14 protein-coding genes and 1 riboswitch are annotated in these 16,429 nt (G+C 71.1%); of the genes, 10 read left to right on the top strand and 4 right to left on the bottom strand.

The annotated features are described in order from the left end of the window. Positions 1–54: 54 nt before the first annotated feature. The 8 genes from frr (at position 55) to AB0N90_RS06790 (ending at position 8,944) form a co-directional block, all read left to right on the top strand. Positions 55–612 carry a ribosome recycling factor gene (gene frr / locus AB0N90_RS06755; RefSeq protein ID WP_037654542.1) on the top strand — a complete coding sequence of 186 codons (558 nt, stop codon included), beginning with the start codon at positions 55–57 and terminating at the stop codon, positions 610–612. After that, the gene (locus AB0N90_RS06760; RefSeq protein WP_365193432.1) at positions 612–1,928 is read left to right on the top strand and encodes a phosphatidate cytidylyltransferase; all 1,317 of its coding nucleotides are present in this window, start codon (positions 612–614) and stop codon (positions 1,926–1,928) included. The genes frr and AB0N90_RS06760 overlap by 1 nt, the downstream gene beginning before the upstream one ends. A gap of 205 nt (positions 1,929–2,133) precedes the next feature. Next, entirely contained in the window at positions 2,134–2,910 is a 777-nt protein-coding gene (locus AB0N90_RS06765; protein ID WP_365193433.1) for a VOC family protein, read from the top strand. A 141-nt stretch (positions 2,911–3,051) separates the two neighbouring features. Continuing rightward, positions 3,052–4,158 carry a 23S rRNA (adenine(2503)-C(2))-methyltransferase RlmN gene (rlmN, locus tag AB0N90_RS06770; RefSeq protein ID WP_361677034.1) on the top strand — a complete coding sequence of 369 codons (1,107 nt, stop codon included), beginning with the start codon at positions 3,052–3,054 and terminating at the stop codon, positions 4,156–4,158. A gap of 51 nt (positions 4,159–4,209) precedes the next feature. Beyond that, positions 4,210–4,316: riboswitch (TPP riboswitch) on the top strand. Positions 4,317–4,386: 70 nt separating this feature from the next. Next, positions 4,387–5,457, top strand: a complete 1,071-nt coding sequence (locus AB0N90_RS06775; RefSeq protein ID WP_361677030.1) for a thiamine ABC transporter substrate-binding protein — start codon at positions 4,387–4,389, stop codon at positions 5,455–5,457. A gap of 47 nt (positions 5,458–5,504) precedes the next feature. Beyond that, positions 5,505–7,106, top strand: a complete 1,602-nt coding sequence (locus tag AB0N90_RS06780; RefSeq protein ID WP_365193622.1) for an iron ABC transporter permease — start codon at positions 5,505–5,507, stop codon at positions 7,104–7,106. Further along, positions 7,106–8,122 (top strand): ABC transporter ATP-binding protein, encoded by a 1,017-nt coding sequence (locus tag AB0N90_RS06785; RefSeq protein WP_365193435.1) that lies wholly within the window; start codon positions 7,106–7,108, stop codon positions 8,120–8,122. Before AB0N90_RS06780 ends, AB0N90_RS06785 begins: the two co-directional genes overlap by 1 nt. Positions 8,123–8,146: 24 nt before the next feature. Further along, the gene (locus tag AB0N90_RS06790) at positions 8,147–8,944 is read left to right on the top strand and encodes a maleylpyruvate isomerase family mycothiol-dependent enzyme (RefSeq protein ID WP_365193436.1); all 798 of its coding nucleotides are present in this window, start codon (positions 8,147–8,149) and stop codon (positions 8,942–8,944) included. 257 nt (positions 8,945–9,201) lie between these two features. Here the strand turns inward: AB0N90_RS06790 and AB0N90_RS06795 are convergent, their stop codons facing one another. The 4 genes from AB0N90_RS06795 to AB0N90_RS06810 all read right to left on the bottom strand — a co-directional run bounded on the left by AB0N90_RS06795 (position 9,202) and on the right by AB0N90_RS06810 (position 13,329). Next, a complete protein-coding gene (locus tag AB0N90_RS06795) occupies positions 9,202–10,530 on the bottom strand; it encodes a hypothetical protein (RefSeq protein WP_365193438.1) in 1,329 nt (442 codons plus the stop codon). Beyond that, the gene (locus AB0N90_RS06800; RefSeq protein ID WP_365193439.1) at positions 10,512–11,252 is read right to left on the bottom strand and encodes an ATP-binding cassette domain-containing protein; all 741 of its coding nucleotides are present in this window, start codon (positions 11,250–11,252) and stop codon (positions 10,512–10,514) included. The genes AB0N90_RS06795 and AB0N90_RS06800 overlap by 19 nt, the downstream gene beginning before the upstream one ends. Before the next feature lie 191 nt (positions 11,253–11,443). Then, entirely contained in the window at positions 11,444–12,826 is a 1,383-nt protein-coding gene (locus AB0N90_RS06805; protein ID WP_365193440.1) for an aspartate aminotransferase family protein, read from the bottom strand. After that, on the bottom strand, positions 12,811–13,329 hold the full coding sequence (locus AB0N90_RS06810) for an Lrp/AsnC family transcriptional regulator (protein ID WP_037654527.1): 519 nt from the start codon (positions 13,327–13,329) through the stop codon (positions 12,811–12,813). The genes AB0N90_RS06805 and AB0N90_RS06810 overlap by 16 nt, the downstream gene beginning before the upstream one ends. A 206-nt stretch (positions 13,330–13,535) precedes the next feature. Between AB0N90_RS06810 and AB0N90_RS06815 the strand changes: the two genes are divergently transcribed. Further along, positions 13,536–14,972 (top strand): gamma-aminobutyraldehyde dehydrogenase, encoded by a 1,437-nt coding sequence (locus tag AB0N90_RS06815; protein WP_361677011.1) that lies wholly within the window; start codon positions 13,536–13,538, stop codon positions 14,970–14,972. A 161-nt stretch (positions 14,973–15,133) separates the two neighbouring features. Continuing rightward, positions 15,134–16,324 carry an extracellular solute-binding protein gene (locus AB0N90_RS06820; protein WP_365193443.1) on the top strand — a complete coding sequence of 397 codons (1,191 nt, stop codon included), beginning with the start codon at positions 15,134–15,136 and terminating at the stop codon, positions 16,322–16,324. The last annotated feature ends 105 nt before the right edge of the window (positions 16,325–16,429 follow it).

The raw sequence follows: 16,429 nt of genomic DNA on the forward strand, positions 1-16,429 counted from the left end.
CGAACCGCTGAGGAACCGCAGCCGGGCCTTACTCAAGACACGCAGGAGCAAGTGGTGATCGAAGAGACCCTCCTCGAAGCCGAGGAGAAGATGGAGAAGGCCGTCGTGGTCGCCAAGGAGGACTTCGCCGCGATCCGCACCGGCCGTGCGCACCCGGCGATGTTCAACAAGATCGTGGCCGACTACTACGGTGCCCTGACGCCGATCAACCAGCTGGCCTCGTTCTCCGTGCCGGAGCCGCGGATGGCGGTCGTCACGCCGTTCGACAAGAGCGCGCTGCGCAACATCGAGCAGGCGATCCGCGACTCCGACCTGGGCGTCAACCCCAGCAATGACGGCAACATCATCCGGGTGGTGTTCCCCGAGCTGACCGAGGAGCGCCGTCGCGACTACATCAAGGTCGCCAAGGGCAAGGCCGAGGACTCCAAGGTCTCCATCCGTTCCGTGCGCCGCAAGGCCAAGGACGCCATCGACAAGATGATCAAGGATGGCGAGACCGGTGAGGACGAGGGCCGCCGTGCGGAGAAGGAGCTGGACGACCTGACGTCGAAGTACGTCGCCCAGGTGGACGAGCTCCTCAAGCACAAGGAAGCGGAGCTGCTCGAAGTCTGATGAGCGACTCTTCCTGGGGGGCGCCGCCACCGGCGGGGCAGACCGGCTACTGGGGGCCCACCGAGGGTGGGCCCGTCCAGGGCGGGGACGCCCCGGCGGGTCCCGCGTACGATGCGCCCGCGGCGCAGCAGACGCGCCCCATGCCCATCGTGCCCGACGTACCCGCGTATGGCGGAGACCAGGACGACACCCGGGGGGCTGCTCGGCTGAGCGGCCCCTTGTTCCGGGACGAGCCCCAGCCGCAGTACGGGACACCGGCGCAGTACGGCACCGAGCCCCCCTACGGGGAGCGGCCGTCGTACGAGCAGCCGCAGCAGCAGCCGTTCGAGCAGCAGCAGCCGTTCGAACAGCGGCCGCAGTACGGACAGCAGCAGCCCTACGGGTCGCAGCCGCAGCCCCCGTACGGGACGCCCCAGCCGACCCCGGCTCCGACCCCGAGCCCGAGCCAGAATCCGGTACCCATGCCCGACGCCCCGCAGCAGACGCCGGCGCCGCAGAAGAAGAGCGCGGGCCGCGACCTCAGCGCGGCCATAGGCGTCGGTGTGGGTCTCGGCGTGGTGATCATCGCGTCGCTGTTCATCGTCAAGGCCGTGTTCGTCGGTGTGATCGCGGTCGCCGTCGTCGTCGGCCTGTGGGAGCTGACCAGCAGGCTCCAGGAGCGCAAGGAGATCAAGGCGCCGCTCGTGCCGCTCGCGGTCGGCGGTGCGGCGATGGTGGTCGCCGGCTATGTGCGCGGCGCCGAGGGCGCCTGGGTCGCCATGGCCCTCACCGCGCTCGCGGTGCTGGTCTGGCGGATGACGGAGCCGCCCGAGGGCTACCTCAAGGACGTCACGGCCGGTGTCTTCGCCGCGTTCTACGTGCCCTTCCTGGCCACCTTCGTCGCCCTGATGCTCACCGCGGACGACGGTCCCTGGCGGGTCCTGACCTTCCTGCTGCTCACCGTCGTCAGCGACACCGGCGCCTATGCCGTCGGCTGGCGCTTCGGCAAGCACAAGCTCGCCCCGCGGATCAGCCCCGGAAAGACCCGTGAGGGCCTGTTCGGCGCGGTGTCGTTCTCGATGGTCGTGGGCGCGCTGTGCATGCAGTTCCTGATCGACGGCGGCCACTGGTGGCAGGGCCTGCTGCTTGGCCTCGCGGTCGCGGCCAGCGCCACCCTGGGCGACCTCGGCGAGTCCATGATCAAGCGCGACCTGGGCATCAAGGACATGGGCACCCTGCTCCCGGGCCACGGCGGCATCATGGACCGGCTGGACTCCCTGCTGCCCACGGCGCCGGTGGTCTGGCTGCTGCTGGTGCTCTTCGTCGGCTCCACCTGACGAAACCCGGTAGCGCGCGCCGTCACGGCCGTACGGGCCCCCTCCTGATCCCAGGACGGGGCCCGTCGTCGTACGGCCGTCCGCTCGTCCGGCCTCGAAGTGCCTCGCCTCTCCGACGCGCGGGCGCTCACGTTTGGCCACACGATGGTGGCAGAGAGCGGCCCGTGGCGTGGCCCCCGGTAGCCCCTGGTAGGGAGAGCGAGAGATGCCCGAAGTCACCACTCCGTACGCGACCGGCACCCCGTGCTGGGTCGACCTGATGGCGTCGGACCAGCAGGCCGCGCTGGACTTCTACCGCGATCTGCTGGGCTGGCAGGGGCAGCCGGGACCGGCCGAGTTCGGCGGCTACACGGTCTGCGAGCTGCACGGCAAGGCCGTGGCGGGCCTCGGTCCCAAGCCTCAGGACATGCCGGAGCCGCCGCCCACCGTCTGGACCAGCTATCTGGCGTCCACCGACGCCCAGGCCACCCAGGACGCGATCGTCTCGGCGGGTGGCACCCTGATCGTCCCGGTGATGGACGTCGGCAGCCTCGGCCGCATGCTGATCGCCGCCGACCCGCAGGGCGCCGTCTTCGGCGTCTGGCAGCCCGGCGAGTTCTCCGGCGCCCAGGTGGTCAACGAGGCCGGCGCGCTGACCTGGAACGAGCTGCACACCAGCGATGTGCCCGGCGCCACCGGCTTCTACGGCGAGGCGTTCGGCATCGAGATCGAGCCCATGGAGGGCGCGGACTCCTACTGGGCGCTGCTGGTCGGCGGCCGCGCGGTCGGCGGCGTCACCCAGCTCGCCACCGACCCGCCCGGCGCCCCGGCCCACTGGCTGACCTACTTCGCGGTCGACGACGTCGACTCCACCGTGGACGCCCTGGTCAAACGCAACGGCACGGTCCTCGCCCCGCCCTTCGACATGATGGCCGGCCGGATGACCGTGGTCGCCGACCCCCAGGGCGCCCCCTTCGCGCTGATCAAACCGAAACCGATGTAGGCGGGGCCGGGCACAAGGCCGGCGGCGGACCGGGGACCACCGCGCTGTGAACGGCGTCACGTCCTGGGGCCGTACCGCCGTCCGGCCTGGGCGAACGCATGCCGCGGGCCACCCCAATGGATCTGCGACACTGGTACCACCATGCCCAAGCCCGGAGAACTCACCTTTGTCGCGCCGCGCGGAGCCAAGAAGCCGCCGCGGCATCTCGCCGATCTCTCGCCCGCCGAGCGCAAGGAAGCGGTGGCCGGGATCGGTGAGAAGCCGTTCCGTGCCAAGCAGCTTTCGCAGCACTACTTCGCGCGGTACGCGCACGACCCCGAGCAGTGGACCGACATCCCGGCCGGCTCCCGGGAGAAGCTGCGCGAGGCGCTGTTCCCGGAGCTGATGACGGTCGTCCGGCATCTGTCGACCGACGAGGGCACCACCCGCAAGACGCTGTGGCGGCTGTTCGACGGCACCCTCGTGGAGTCCGTGCTGATGCGGTACCCGGACCGGGTCACCATGTGCATCAGCTCGCAGGCGGGCTGCGGAATGAACTGCCCGTTCTGCGCGACCGGGCAGGCCGGCCTGGACCGCAATCTGTCCACCGCGGAGATCGTCCACCAGATCGTGGACGGCATGCGGGCGCTGCGCGACGGCGAGGTGCCGGGCGGCCCGGCGCGGCTGTCGAACATCGTGTTCATGGGCATGGGCGAGCCGCTCGCCAACTACAAGCGGGTCGTCGGCGCCATCCGCGCGCTCACCGACCCCGCGCCGGACGGCCTCGGTCTCTCCCAGCGCGGCATCACCGTCTCCACGGTCGGGCTGGTGCCGGCCATCCACCGGTTCTCCGACGAGGGCTTCAAGTGCCGTCTGGCGATCTCGCTGCACGCCCCGGACGACGAGCTGCGCGACACCCTCGTCCCCGTGAACACGCGGTGGAAGGTGCGCGAGGTGCTGGACGCCGGGTTCGAGTACGCCGAGAAGAGCGGCCGCCGGCTGTCGATCGAGTACGCGCTCATCCGTGACATCAACGACCAGGCATGGCGCGGCGACCGGCTCGGCCGGCTGCTGCGCGGCAGGCCCGTGCACGTCAACCTCATCCCGCTGAACCCGACTCCGGGCTCCAAGTGGACGGCCTCGCGGCCCGAGGACGAGAAGGCGTTCGTGGAGGCGATCGCCGCGCACGGCGTGCCGGTGACGATCCGGGACACCCGTGGGCAGGAGATCGACGGAGCCTGTGGTCAGCTCGCCGCCACCGAGCGGTAGTCTGAGCCCGTTCCATCACATCTTCATTATTGAATTAGTCGAAACATCTTCATATTCCGACAGGGGAGCGCCACAGCGCTGAGAGTGCGGCACCAGGCCGCAGACCCTCTGAACCTCGCCCAGGTCATTCTGGGTAGGAAGTTCGGTCACTACTCAAGCTGTTGAGCCCTGTCCGGATGCTCCGGACAGGGCCGCGTTCTTCCTGGTCAACCCCAGGAGGACAACCAAGTGCACAACAAGACCTTCGTGGTCGCGGCGGTCGGGCTCGGCCTGGTCGCGCTGTCCGCGTGCGGCTCGAACCAGGGCCAGGACAAGGCGGACGGCAAGACCGTCACGCTCGTCAGCCATGACTCGTGGGCCGTCTCCAAGAGCGTGCTCGCGGACTTCGAGAAGCGCTCCGGGTACAAGGTCCGCGTCCTCAAGGACGGCGACGCCGGACAGGCCGTCAACAAGGCCATCCTGACCAAGGACAACCCCCAGGGCGACGTCCTCTTCGGCGTCGACAACACCCTGCTCTCCCGCGCCCTCGACAACGGGCTGTTCCAGCCGTACACCGCCAAGGGCCTGGACAAGGTCGGCGCCCAGTACCAGCTCGACGGCAAGCACCGCGTCACGCCCGTCGACTACGGCGACATCTGCGTCAACTACGACAAGGCGTACTTCAGCGAGCACCACCTCGCCCCGCCGCAGTCCTACGCCGACCTCGCCAAGCCCCAGTACAAGAACCTCCTGGTCACCGAGAACGCGGCCACCGCCTCGCCGGGCCTCGGCTTTCTGCTGGGCAGCGCCGCGCGGTTCGGGGACAACGGCTGGCAGGACTACTGGAAGAAGCTCAAGGCCAACGGCGTCAAGGTCGTCGACGGCTGGGAGCAGGCCTACTACCAGGAGTTCTCCGGCTCCTCGGAGGGCAAGAAGGCCGGCGGCGACCGGCCGCTCGTCGTGTCGTACGCCTCCTCCCCGCCCGCCGAGGTGATCTACGCCAAGAAGCGCCCCGCCACCGCCCCCACCGGCGTGGCGACCGGCACCTGCTTCCGGCAGATCGAGTTCGCCGGGCTGCTGAGCAACGCGAAGAACCCCAAGGGCGCCAAGGCGTTCCTCGACTTCCTGGTCTCCAAGGAGTTCCAGCAGGACATGCCGCTGAACATGTACGTCTACCCGGTGGTCGCGGGCGCCGAGGTACCGGCCGACTTCACCAAGTACGGTCCGCCGGCCCGGCACCCCGAGACGATGGCCCCCGAGAAGATCGCCGCCGACCGTGATCAGTGGGTCAAGACGTGGACGTCACTCGTACTGAAGTGACCGCCCGCGCGCGGACACGGCGCGGGAGCGCGGCGCGGCTGGGGCTGATGGCCCTGCCCGTCGCGTTCTTCGCCCTGTTCTTCGCCTGGCCCGTCGCCGCGATCGTGGCCCGCGGCCTGAAGACCGACGGCGGCTGGCAGTTCGGGCGGATCGCGGACGTGGTCGCCCAGCCGGACATCCGGCAGGTGCTGTGGTTCACCACCTGGCAGGCGCTCGCCTCCACCGCGCTCACCCTGCTGCTCGCGCTGCCCGCCGCGTTCGTCTTCGCCCGCCTCGACTTCCCCGGCAAACAGGTGCTGCGGGCCGTCGTCACCGTCCCGTTCGTGCTGCCCACCGTCGTCGCCGGCAGCGCCTTCCTCGCGCTCGTCGGCCACGGCGGACTGCTCGACCAGCTGTGGGGCGTACGGCTGGACACCACCGTGTGGGCGATCCTGCTCGCGCACGTCTTCTTCAACTACGCGGTCGTCGTACGGACCGTGGGCGGGCTGTGGGCCCAGCTCGACCCCCGCCAGGAGGAGGCCGCGCGGATGCTCGGCGCCTCACCGTTCGCCGCCTGGCGGAAGGTGACGCTGCCCGCCCTCGGGCCCGCCGTGGCCGCCGCCGCGCTGATGGTGTTCCTGTTCACCTTCACCTCCTTCGGCGTCGTCCAGATCCTCGGCGGCCCCACCTTCTCCACCCTCGAAGTGGAGATCTACCGGCAGACCTCCGAGGTCTTCGACCTGACCACGGCCGCCGTCCTCACCCTCGTGCAGTTCGCCGCCGTCGGCGCCATCCTCGGCGTGCACGCCTGGACGGTACGGCGCCGGGAGAGCGCCCTGCGCCTGGTCGACCCCCGGCTCACCGCGCGGCGGCCGCGCGGCGCCGGGCAGCGGGCCCTGCTCGCCGGCGTCCTCGCCACTGTGGCGCTGCTCCTGGTGCTGCCGCTCGCCGTCCTTGTCCGCCGCTCCCTGGACGCCCCCGGCTTCGGCTACTACCGGGCGCTGACCCGCACCGACGGCGGTACGTTCCTGGTGGCGCCGGTGCACGCGGTGTGGACCTCGCTCCAGTACGCCGTCGTCGCCACCGCCATCGCCGTGCTGATCGGCGGCCTCGCCGCCGCGGCGCTGGCCCGCCGGGACGCGGGCCGCCTGGTACGGGGCTTCGACGCGCTGCTGATGCTGCCGCTCGGGGTGTCCGCCGTGACCGTCGGCTTCGGCTTCCTGATCGCGCTCGACAAGCCACCGCTGGACCTGCGCCAGTCCTGGATCCTGGTGCCGCTCGCCCAGGCCCTGGTCGGCGCCCCGTTCGTGGTGCGCACCATGCTGCCGGTGCTGCGCGCCGTCGACACCCGGCTGCGGGAGGCGGCGGCCGTGCTCGGGGCCTCGCCCTGGCGGGTGTGGCGGGAGATCGATCTCCCGCTGGTGCGGCGGGCGTTGCTGGTCGCGGCCGGGTTCGCGTTCGCCGTCTCGCTCGGCGAGTTCGGCGCGACCGTGTTCATCGCCCGGCCCGGCAACCCGACCCTGCCGGTCGCCGTGGCCCGCCTGCTCAGCCGCCCCGGCGATCTCAACTACGGCCAGGCGATGGCCCTTTCGACCATTCTGATGGTGGTGTGCGCCGCCGCCCTGCTCCTCCTGGAGCGGCTGCGGACGGACCGGACAGGGGAGTTCTGATGCTGAGCCTTCAGGGCGCGACCGTGCGCTTCGGCGGGCGGGCCGTGCTGGACGCGGTGGACCTGGAGGTCGCCGAGCACCAGGTGGTGTGCGTGCTCGGGCCCAGCGGCAGCGGCAAGTCCACCCTGCTGCGGGCGGTCGCCGGACTCCAGCCCCTGGACGCCGGGCAGGTGTCGCTCGCCGGGCGGGACCAGGGCGGGGTGCCCGCGCATCAGCGCGGGGTCGGCCTGATGTTCCAGGACCACCAGCTCTTCCCGCAGCGCGACGTCGGCGCCAATGTGGCGTTCGGGCTGCGGATGCACGGCGTGGCGAAGGGCGAACGGGACGCCCGGGTGGGCGAGTTGCTGGAACTGGTCGGGCTGCCGGGCGCGGCCCGCCGGGCGGTGGCCGCGCTGTCCGGCGGCGAGCAGCAGCGCGTCGCCCTCGCCCGCGCGCTCGCCCCCCGGCCCCGGCTGCTGATGCTGGACGAACCCCTCGGCCAGCTCGACCGCTCGCTGCGCGAACGTCTCGTGGTCGAACTCCGCGAACTCTTCGGACGGTTGGGTACGACCGTGCTCGCCGTCACCCACGACCAGGGCGAGGCGTTCGCGCTGGCCGACCGGGTGGTGGTGATGCGGGACGGCCGGATCGCCCAGTCCGGGGCGCCACTCGACGTCTGGCGGCGCCCCGCCGACGCGTTCGTGGCCCGCTTCCTCGGCTTCGAGAACGTGGTCCCGGCGACGGTCGCGGGCGCGGTCGCCGACAGCCCCTGGGGCAAACTGCCGGTTCCGCAGGACGCCCCGCAGGGTGCCAGGACCCTGCTCGTCCGGCCCGCCGGGGTACGGCTCGTCCCCGCCGACACCGGGCTGACCTGCACGGTTGCCGCCCGCACCTTCAAGGGCACCCATGTCGCCGTCCATCTCCAGCCCGAGGACGGCCCCCGCCTCGAAGCGGCCTGCGCGCTGCGGGACGCGCCGGAGAGCGGGGACACGGTGGGCGCGGAGTTCGACGCCGCCGAAATCGTCGTGCTCGACTGAACGCCCGCCGCCTAGGGTGGGCCCATGACCTACCTCGCACATGAGCGGTACTGCGACGAAATCGCCCTCCAAGTAGGGCAGTTGAGGGAAGTGATCGCCTCCGGCGCGGAGCTGTCGGCCACGGTCCCGACCTGCCCGGAGTGGTCACTGGAACGGCTCGTACGACACATGGGCGGCGCCCTGCGCTGGTCCGGCACGCTGGTGCGGGAGCGGGCCCAGGAGATGATCCCGTGGGACCGGATTCCGCTCGGTGGCGGCCCCGAGGAGCAGGGTGATCCGGCCGCGCTGGACGCGTGGCTCGCGGAGTGCGGCGAACTGGTCGTCGGCGCGCTGCGCGAGGCGGGCCCCGACCTTGAGGTGTGGAGCTGGACCGGCATGGCAACCAGCGGTTTCTGGGCGCGCCGGATGACCCATGAGATCACCGTCCACCGCGCCGACGCGGCGCTCACCGCGGGGGCGCCGTACGAGCTCGCGCCCGATATCGCCGTCGACGCGCTGGACGAGTGGCTGGAGCTGGTGGAGTGGGTGCAGCGCACCGGTGCCCGTGCGTGGGCCGCGGATCTGCACGGGTCCGCGCGCAGCATCCATCTGCACGCCACCGACGCCCAGCCGGAGTTGAACGCCGAGTGGCTGGTCGAGATGGACGAGAAGGGGGTCGGCTGGCGGCGCGGCCACGAGAAGGCGACGGTCGCGTTGCGCGGGCCGCTGACCTCGGTGCTGCTCGCCTTCTACCGGCGGCTGCCGCTGGACGCGCCGGGGCTCGAAGTCGTGGGAGAGCGTGCGGTGCTGGAGTTCTGGCTGGAGAAGTCGAACTTCGGATGAGCGCCGCGCGGGGCACTTCGGGAGTGCCGGGTGCGGGTCCGTGGGGCGCCTTGGCCGGCGGCACACCGGCGCCTCGTCCGGCAGCGTGTCCGCGAACGGGGCGGCGTACGCGCCGAGGTTCGCCGCCTCCATCGCGCCGGGACCGCCACCGGTGGCGACCGTGAACCCGGCGCGGGCGAGCGAGCCGTGCTCGGTGACCCAAGCAGCCCCCAAGCCCCCAAGCCCCCAAGCCTTCAGCAGCTCAGTGGCTCAGTGGCTCAGCGGGTCAGCGGAAAGGCGGCCAGCGCGGCGATCGCCAGGGTGAGCGGCGTGAAGAAGGCCAGCAGGGTGACCGCGCGCAGGGCGGCGGCGCCGCGCAGCACCCCCGTGGGGGCGCCGAGGCGCAGCAGCGCGTCGGTGGTCTCGGCGCGGCACTGGCGGGTTTCGACTGCCACCGTCAGCAAAGTGGCGAAGGCGCAGCCGGCGACGACCAGGGCGCCGAGGGCGCTCAGCGGGCCGAAGGGGCGGCCGGGGGCGTCGTACAGGGTGGTGATGGCGTACCCGGCGGCGGTGACCGCGCACAGGATGCCGAGGGGGCGGCCGATCCTGGTGGCCTCCGCCATCAGACCCCGGCCCGCGAGGAGGCGGAGGGCGCCGGGGCGGGCGCACTGCAGGAGCCGGCCGCACAGATGGGTGAGGCCGGGGGCGGCCAGGACCAGGCCGACGGCGGTGAGGAGCCAGCCGAGGAGGAAGAGGCCCGCGCCGGTGGGGACGGTGCTGAAGGTGAAGACGGGGGTGGGGGGTGTGCGGCCCGCGTACGCCTGGGCGGTGAGACCGGCGGCCACGAGGGCGACCGCCCAGGGGAGGCCGAAGGGGGTGTCGCCGGGGCCCTTGTCGTCGTCGGCCTTGCCGGGGCGCGGTGGCGGCGCGAACCGGGGGTCGATCCGGCTGTCCGGGTCCGGCGGGCCGCCCGCGGCGGCGGGAGCGGCCCCGGTGCCCCCCGCCTCCGTCCCGGCGGGGCAGCCCTCCGCGGCCGGACCCGCGGCCTGCCGGACGAACGGCAGATACCTCCGCTGCGGCCGCGCCACCGGCCGTGGGTCCCGCGGGCGCAGGGCCAGCGCCACCGCGACCGTCGCCACCACCGGTACCACCGCCAGCAGGGTCAGGGTCGCCGCGAGCGGCAGGGACTTGCCTGCGGCCAGGAAGGACGCGCCCGCGCCGTCGAACGGCATTCCCCTCAGGTCGCCCCGCAGATGCAGGAAGAGGGAGAGGGCGACGAGCGAGCCCAGGGTGGTGGACAGGGCCGTGACCAGGGCGGAGACGGCCATCAGCCGGGCCGGCCCGAGGCCGATGGCGGAGAGGCCGGGGCGCGGGCGGGTGCCGGGGTCGGTGCGGGCCACGGCGAGCGTGAGGTACACCGTGGCGGCGACCGGCACCACGCACCAGGCCAGGCGCAGCGCGCCCGAGCCCGCGGCCTCGGGGCGCTTGAGGGCGTAGCCGAGGCAGGACAGCAGCAGGAACCCGGTGCCCGCGGAGGCCGCCGCCACCAGCAGGCGGCGCAGCTGGACGGCGGGCCGGGCCGCGCGGCTCAGACGGAGATCGAGCACGCGGTCCGGCCTTCCGCGTCGGGGATCTCCGGCAGGTGTACGGTCCGCACCGGCCGGCCGTCCAGCAGGTTCACCGTGCGGTCGGCGAGGGCCGCGGTCTCCGGGTCGTGGGTGGCGAGGACCACGGTGATGCCGTGCGAGCGGGCGGCGCTGGTGAGGGTGCGCAGCACATGGCCGCGGTCGGCGCGGTGCAGCGGGGCCGTCGGCTCGTCGGCGAACAGCACGGTGGGCGCCGGGGCCAGCGCACGGGCGATGGAGACCCGCTGGCGTTCGGACTGGCGCAGCCGGTGCGGGCGCTTGCGGGCCGCCTCCCCGATGTCCAGGCGCTCCAGCCACTCCAGCGCGGTGGTCTTGGCCCGGCGGCGGCTGGTGCCGCGCAGCATCAGCGGCAGCGCCGTGTTCTCCCAGGCGTTCAGCTCGGGCACCAGGCCCGGTTCGGGGCCGATCCAGCAGAAGCGGTCGCGGCGCAGCCGCTCGCGGTGTGCCGGGCCGAGGGTGTGCACGGGGGTGCTGTTGAACCAGACCTCGCCCTCGCGCACCGGCTCCAGGCCGGACAGACAGCGCAGCAAAGTCGTTTTGCCGCTGCCCCGGGGGCCGCTGACGGCGAGGATCTCACCCTCCCGGACGGCGATCGAGACCCCGGCGAGTCCGGGGGAGCCGTCGGGGTGCGTGAAGTGCAGGGAGCGTGCCCAGAGCACATCGTTGTCCGGCGGAGCCTCCATGGGCGTACACCTCGGTTCTGATCCGTTTTTCCCGTGCCCGTTCCTCCATACGGGGGAACGAAGGCAGGGCCGATCGGTCACTGGCACGCTAGGCAGCCGCCGCACGGTGGCCGGACAGCACACGGCCCCGGGCCGCCGTTCTCACTCGAACGGGCGGCTCCGGGGCCGGTCGCGGTCACACCGTCAGCTGATTACAGCTTGGTCCACGCCTCCGTGAGGGTGGCCCGCAGGATCTGCTCGATCTCGTCGAACGTCTCCTGGTTGGAGATCAGCGGCGGGGCGAGCTGGATGACCGGGTCGCCGCGGTCGTCGGCACGGCAGTACAGGCCGTTCTCGAACAGCGCCTTGGAGAGGAAGCCGTACAGGACGCGCTCGGTCTCCTCGTCGCTGAAGGACTCCTTGGTGGCCTTGTCCTTCACCAGCTCGATGCCGTAGAAGAAGCCGTTGCCGCGGACGTCGCCGACGATCGGCAGGTCGTGCAGCTTCTGCAGCGTCTGGAGGAAGTTGCCCTCGTTGTCCAGCACGTGCTGGTTGAGGTTCTCGCGCTCGAACAGGTCGAGGTTGGCGAGGCCCACGGCCGCGGAGACCGGGTGGCCGCCGAAGGTGTAGCCGTGCAGGAAGGTGTTGTCACCCTGGTAGAACGGCTCCGCCAGGCGGTCGGAGACGATGCAGGCGCCGATCGGGGAGTAGCCCGAGGTCATGCCCTTGGCGCAGGTGATCATGTCCGGCACGTAGCCGAACTTGTCGCACGCGAACATCGTGCCGAGGCGGCCGAAGGCGCAGATGACCTCGTCGGAGACGAGCAGCACGTCGTACTTGTCGCAGATCTCGCGCACGCGCTGGAAGTAGCCGGGCGGCGGCGGGAAGCAGCCACCGGCGTTCTGCACCGGCTCCAGGAAGACCGCGGCGACGGTGTCCGGGCCCTCGAACAGGATCTCCTGCTCGATCTGGTCGGCGGCCCAGCGGCCGAAGGCCTCCGGGTCGTCACCGAAGAGCGGCGCGCGGTAGATGTTGGTGTTCGGCACCTTGTGCGCGCCCGGCACCAGCGGCTCGAAGGGGGCCTTCAGGCCCGGCAGGCCGGTGATGGACAGGGCGCCCTGCGGGGTGCCGTGGTAGGCGACCGCGCGGGAGATCACCTTGTACTTGGTGGGCTTGCCGGTCAGCTTGAAGTACTGCTTGGCCAGCTTCCAGGCGGTCTCGACGGCCTCGCCGCCACCGGTGGTGAAGAAGACCTTGTTCAGGTCGCCGGGGGCGTAGTCGGCGAGGCGCTCGGCGAGCTCGATGGCCTTCGGGTGGGCGTACGACCACACCGGGAAGAAGGCGAGCTCCTGGGCCTGCTTGAACGCGGTCTCGGCGAGCTCCGTGCGGCCGTGCCCGGCCTGGACCACGAACAGGCCCGCGAGACCGTCGAGGTAGCGCTTGCCCTTGTCGTCGTAGACGTAGGTGCCCTCGCCCCGGACGATCGTCGGGACGGGAGAGTTCTCGTACGAGGACATGCGGGTGAAGTGCATCCACAGGTGGTCGTACGCGGTGCGGCTGAGGTCCTTCTGGGTCACGGTTATCGGGTTCCCCACATGTAGGTCTGCTTCTTCAGCTTCATGTATACGAAGCTTTCGGTGGAGCGCACGCCGGGCAGTGCCCGGATGCGTTTGTTGATGACGTCCAGCAGGTGGTCGTCGTCCTCGCACACGATCTCGGCGAGGATGTCGAACGAGCCCGCGGTCATCACCACGTACTCGACTTCCGACATGTCAGTCAGCACGTCAGCGATCGACTCGACATCGCCCTCGACGTGGATGCCCACCATCGCCTGCCGGCGGAAGCCCACGGTGAGCGGGTCCGTGACGGCGACGATCTGCATCACGCCCTGGTCCAGCAGCTTCTGGACGCGCTGGCGCACGGCCGCCTCCGACAGGCCGACGGCCTTGCCGATCGCGGCGTACGGCCGACGGCCGTCCTCCTGGAGCTGCTGAATGATGGCGAGGGAGACGGCGTCCAACGTGGGACTGCCGTTCCTGGACTCGCGGGGCGAGTCCCTCTGGTCTGCGCTTCGACTGGCCACGCGCTCACTGTGCACGAGGTCTCGTCAGTTTCGCAAGCCCCAATCGATGAAATTCGTTGTTTGAGGGATCAAAGCTTGCGGATTTCGCAGAAGTAGCGGGACCGGGGGTGTTGAAAACGTGGGGGTGCCGACTAGGGTGGGGTGTCTTCAGTGATCGGACAGCCCCACGGGCCGTCCGGGCTGGACCGCTCGAACCCTCGAACCAGATCAGGAGGCCGGCAGTGAGCACCGAGCTGCGTCGTCTGCGCAACTACATCGACGGTGAGTTCCGGGACGCCGCCGACGGACGGACCACCGAGGTGGTCAACCCCGCGACCGGCGAGGCGTACGCGACCGCGCCGCTGTCCGGACCGGCGGACGTGGACGCCGCCATGGAGGCCGCCGCCCGCGCCTTCCCCGCCTGGCGCGACGCCACGCCGGCCGAGCGCCAGCGGGCCCTGCTGAAGATCGCCGACGCGTTCGAGGAGCGGGCCGAGGAGCTGATCGCGGCCGAGGTGGAGAACACGGGCAAGCCCACCGGGCTCACCCGCTCCGAGGAGATCCCGCCGATGGTCGACCAGATCCGCTTCTTCGCCGGTGCGGCGCGGATGCTGGAGGGCCGCTCGGCCGGCGAGTACATGGAGGGGATGACCTCGATCATCCGCCGCGAGCCGATCGGCGTCTGCGCCCAGGTCGCGCCGTGGAACTACCCGATGATGATGGCCGTATGGAAGTTCGCCCCGGCGCTCGCCGCGGGCAACACCGTCGTCCTCAAGCCCTCGGACACCACCCCCGCCTCCTCGGTGCTGATCGCGGAGATCATCGGCTCGGTGCTGCCCAAGGGCGTCTTCAACGTCATCTGCGGCGACCGTGACACCGGCCGTCTGATGGTCGAGCACGAGACCCCGGCGATGGCCTCCATCACCGGCTCCGTGCGCGCCGGCATGTCGGTCGCCGAGTCCGCGTCCAAGGACCTCAAGCGGGTCCACCTGGAGCTGGGCGGCAAGGCGCCGGTCGTCGTCTTCGAGGACACCGACATCGCCAAGGCCGTCGAGGACATCTCGGTGGCGGGCTTCTTCAACGCCGGCCAGGACTGTACGGCCGCCTGCCGCGTCCTCGTCCACGAGTCGATCCACGACGAGTTCGTCGCCGCGCTCGCCAAGGCCGCCGAGGAGACGAAGACCGGGCAGCCGGACGACGAGGACGTGCTCTACGGCCCGCTGAACAACCCCAACCAGCTCAAGCAGGTCGAGGGCTTCATCGAGCGGCTGCCCGCGCACGCGCGGGTGGAGGCCGGTGGCAAGCGGGTCGGCGACACGGGCTACTTCTTCGCGCCGACCGTGGTCTCCGGCGTCAAGCAGGACGACGAGATCATCCAGAAGGAGGTCTTCGGGCCGGTCATCACCGTCCAGTCCTTCACGGACGAGGACCAGGCCCTGGAGTTCGCCAACGGCGTGGAGTACGCCCTGGCCTCCTCGGTGTGGACCAAGGACCACGCCCGCGCGATGCGCATGTCCAAGAAGATGGACTTCGGCTGCGTGTGGATCAACACCCACATCCCGCTGGTCGCGGAGATGCCCCACGGCGGCTTCAAGAAGTCCGGCTACGGCAAGGACCTCTCGGCGTACGGCTTCGAGGACTACACCCGGATCAAGCACGTGATGACGTCGCTGGGCTAGCCCTCGCGGAACAGCACCGGCGGCCCCCGCACAGGTTCACCTTCCTGTGCGGGGGCCGCCTTTTGGTGAACCGAAGTGATCGACAAGGTGTCGGACAGGGCGCTCCCCGCTCGACGCAGCGTCGATTGTGTGCCCGGACGGGGGAGCGGCATCCTTCCGGGGTGCCCCAGACTTCTTCGCGTACGACCGTGTCCCGCCGTTCCCTGCTGCGCGCGCTCGGCGGCACCGCCGCGCTCGGCGCGCTGGCCGGCTGTGGAGTGCCCGCCGCCTACGTCCGGCCCGGCGATCGCTCGGTGAGTGACGAGTCCGCCTCCGATCACCGGCTGACCTGGGCGAACTGGCCGCTGTACATCGACACCGACGACAAGAACCCGAACCGTCGGCCCACCCTCGACGCGTTCGAGAAGCGCACCGGGATACGCGTGGAGTACGTCGAGGAGATCAACGACAACGACGAGTTCTTCGGCAAGATCAGCCCCGCGCTGATGAACCACCAGACCACCGGGCGCGATCTGATCGTCATCAGCGACTGGATGTGCGCCCGGTTCGTACGGCTGGGCTGGGTGCAGGAGATGGACCGCGCGCACCAGCCGAACGTGGCGAAGTACCTCGACCCGCTGCTGCGCACGCCCGCCTTCGACAAGGGCCGCAGGTTCACCGTGCCGTGGCAGTCCGGGATCACCGGCATCGCCTACAACCGCAAGAAGCTCGGCCGCGAGATCCGCGCGGTCAAGGACCTCTGGGCGCCCGACCTCAAGGGCCGGGTCACCCTCCTGTCCGGCCTGGACGAGTCCTTCGCGCTGCTGATGCAGGGCAACGGCGTGGACGTCACCAAGTGGACCGCGCACGACTTCCACACCATGTGCGACGAGGTGCAACGGCAGGTCCGCCGGGGCCAGATCCGCCGCTTCACCGGCAACGACTACACCAAGGACCTGGTCAGCGGCGATGTCCTGGCCTGCCAGGCGTACTCGGGCGATGTCATCCAGCTCCAGGCGGACAACCCCGACATCCGCTTCGTCGTCCCCGAGGAGGGCGCCGAGCTGTGGTCGGACTCCCTGATGATCCCCGACCGGGCCGGGCACAAGGCCAATGCCGAGCGGCTGGTCGACTACTACTACGAGCCCGAGGTCGCCGCGAAGCTGGCCGCCTGGGTCAACTACGTCTGCCCGGTCCCGGCCGCCAAGGACGTCCTGGCCGATGCCGCCGACAAGGACACCGCGGCCCTCGCCGACAACCCCCTGATCTTCCCCGACTCCACGATGCGCTCCCGTCTCGCCATCGCCCGCGACATCACCTCTGTGGAACGCGTGGAGTTCGCCCGCCGCTGGAACCAGATCGTGGGGCTGTGAGCCGGAAGGCGGCGAGGAGCCGCAGCGCCACCGGCGAAGGCTGGAGCGGGACGTCGGTGCGGGTAGCCTCGGGGGTCGACAGCGGCAGGTCGCCGCGTATCCCGT

The sequence above is a fragment of the Streptomyces sp. NPDC093018 genome, assembly GCF_040684035.1.
GTDB lineage: Bacteria > Actinomycetota > Actinomycetes > Streptomycetales > Streptomycetaceae > Streptomyces > Streptomyces murinus.

Excerpts from the sequence above, each read along its gene's own strand:
- AB0N90_RS06760 (WP_365193432.1), top strand. The coding sequence starts at position 612 with ATGAGCGACTCTTCCTGGGGGGCGCCGCCACCGGCGGGGCAGACCGGC.
- AB0N90_RS06765 (WP_365193433.1), top strand. The coding sequence starts at position 2,134 with ATGCCCGAAGTCACCACTCCGTACGCGACCGGCACCCCGTGCTGGGTC.
- rlmN (WP_361677034.1), top strand. The coding sequence starts at position 3,052 with ATGCCCAAGCCCGGAGAACTCACCTTTGTCGCGCCGCGCGGAGCCAAG.
- AB0N90_RS06780 (WP_365193622.1), top strand. The coding sequence starts at position 5,505 with ATGGCCCTGCCCGTCGCGTTCTTCGCCCTGTTCTTCGCCTGGCCCGTC.
- AB0N90_RS06785 (WP_365193435.1), top strand. The coding sequence starts at position 7,106 with ATGCTGAGCCTTCAGGGCGCGACCGTGCGCTTCGGCGGGCGGGCCGTG.
- AB0N90_RS06790 (WP_365193436.1), top strand. The coding sequence starts at position 8,147 with ATGACCTACCTCGCACATGAGCGGTACTGCGACGAAATCGCCCTCCAA.
- AB0N90_RS06800 (WP_365193439.1), bottom strand. The coding sequence starts at position 11,252 with ATGGAGGCTCCGCCGGACAACGATGTGCTCTGGGCACGCTCCCTGCAC.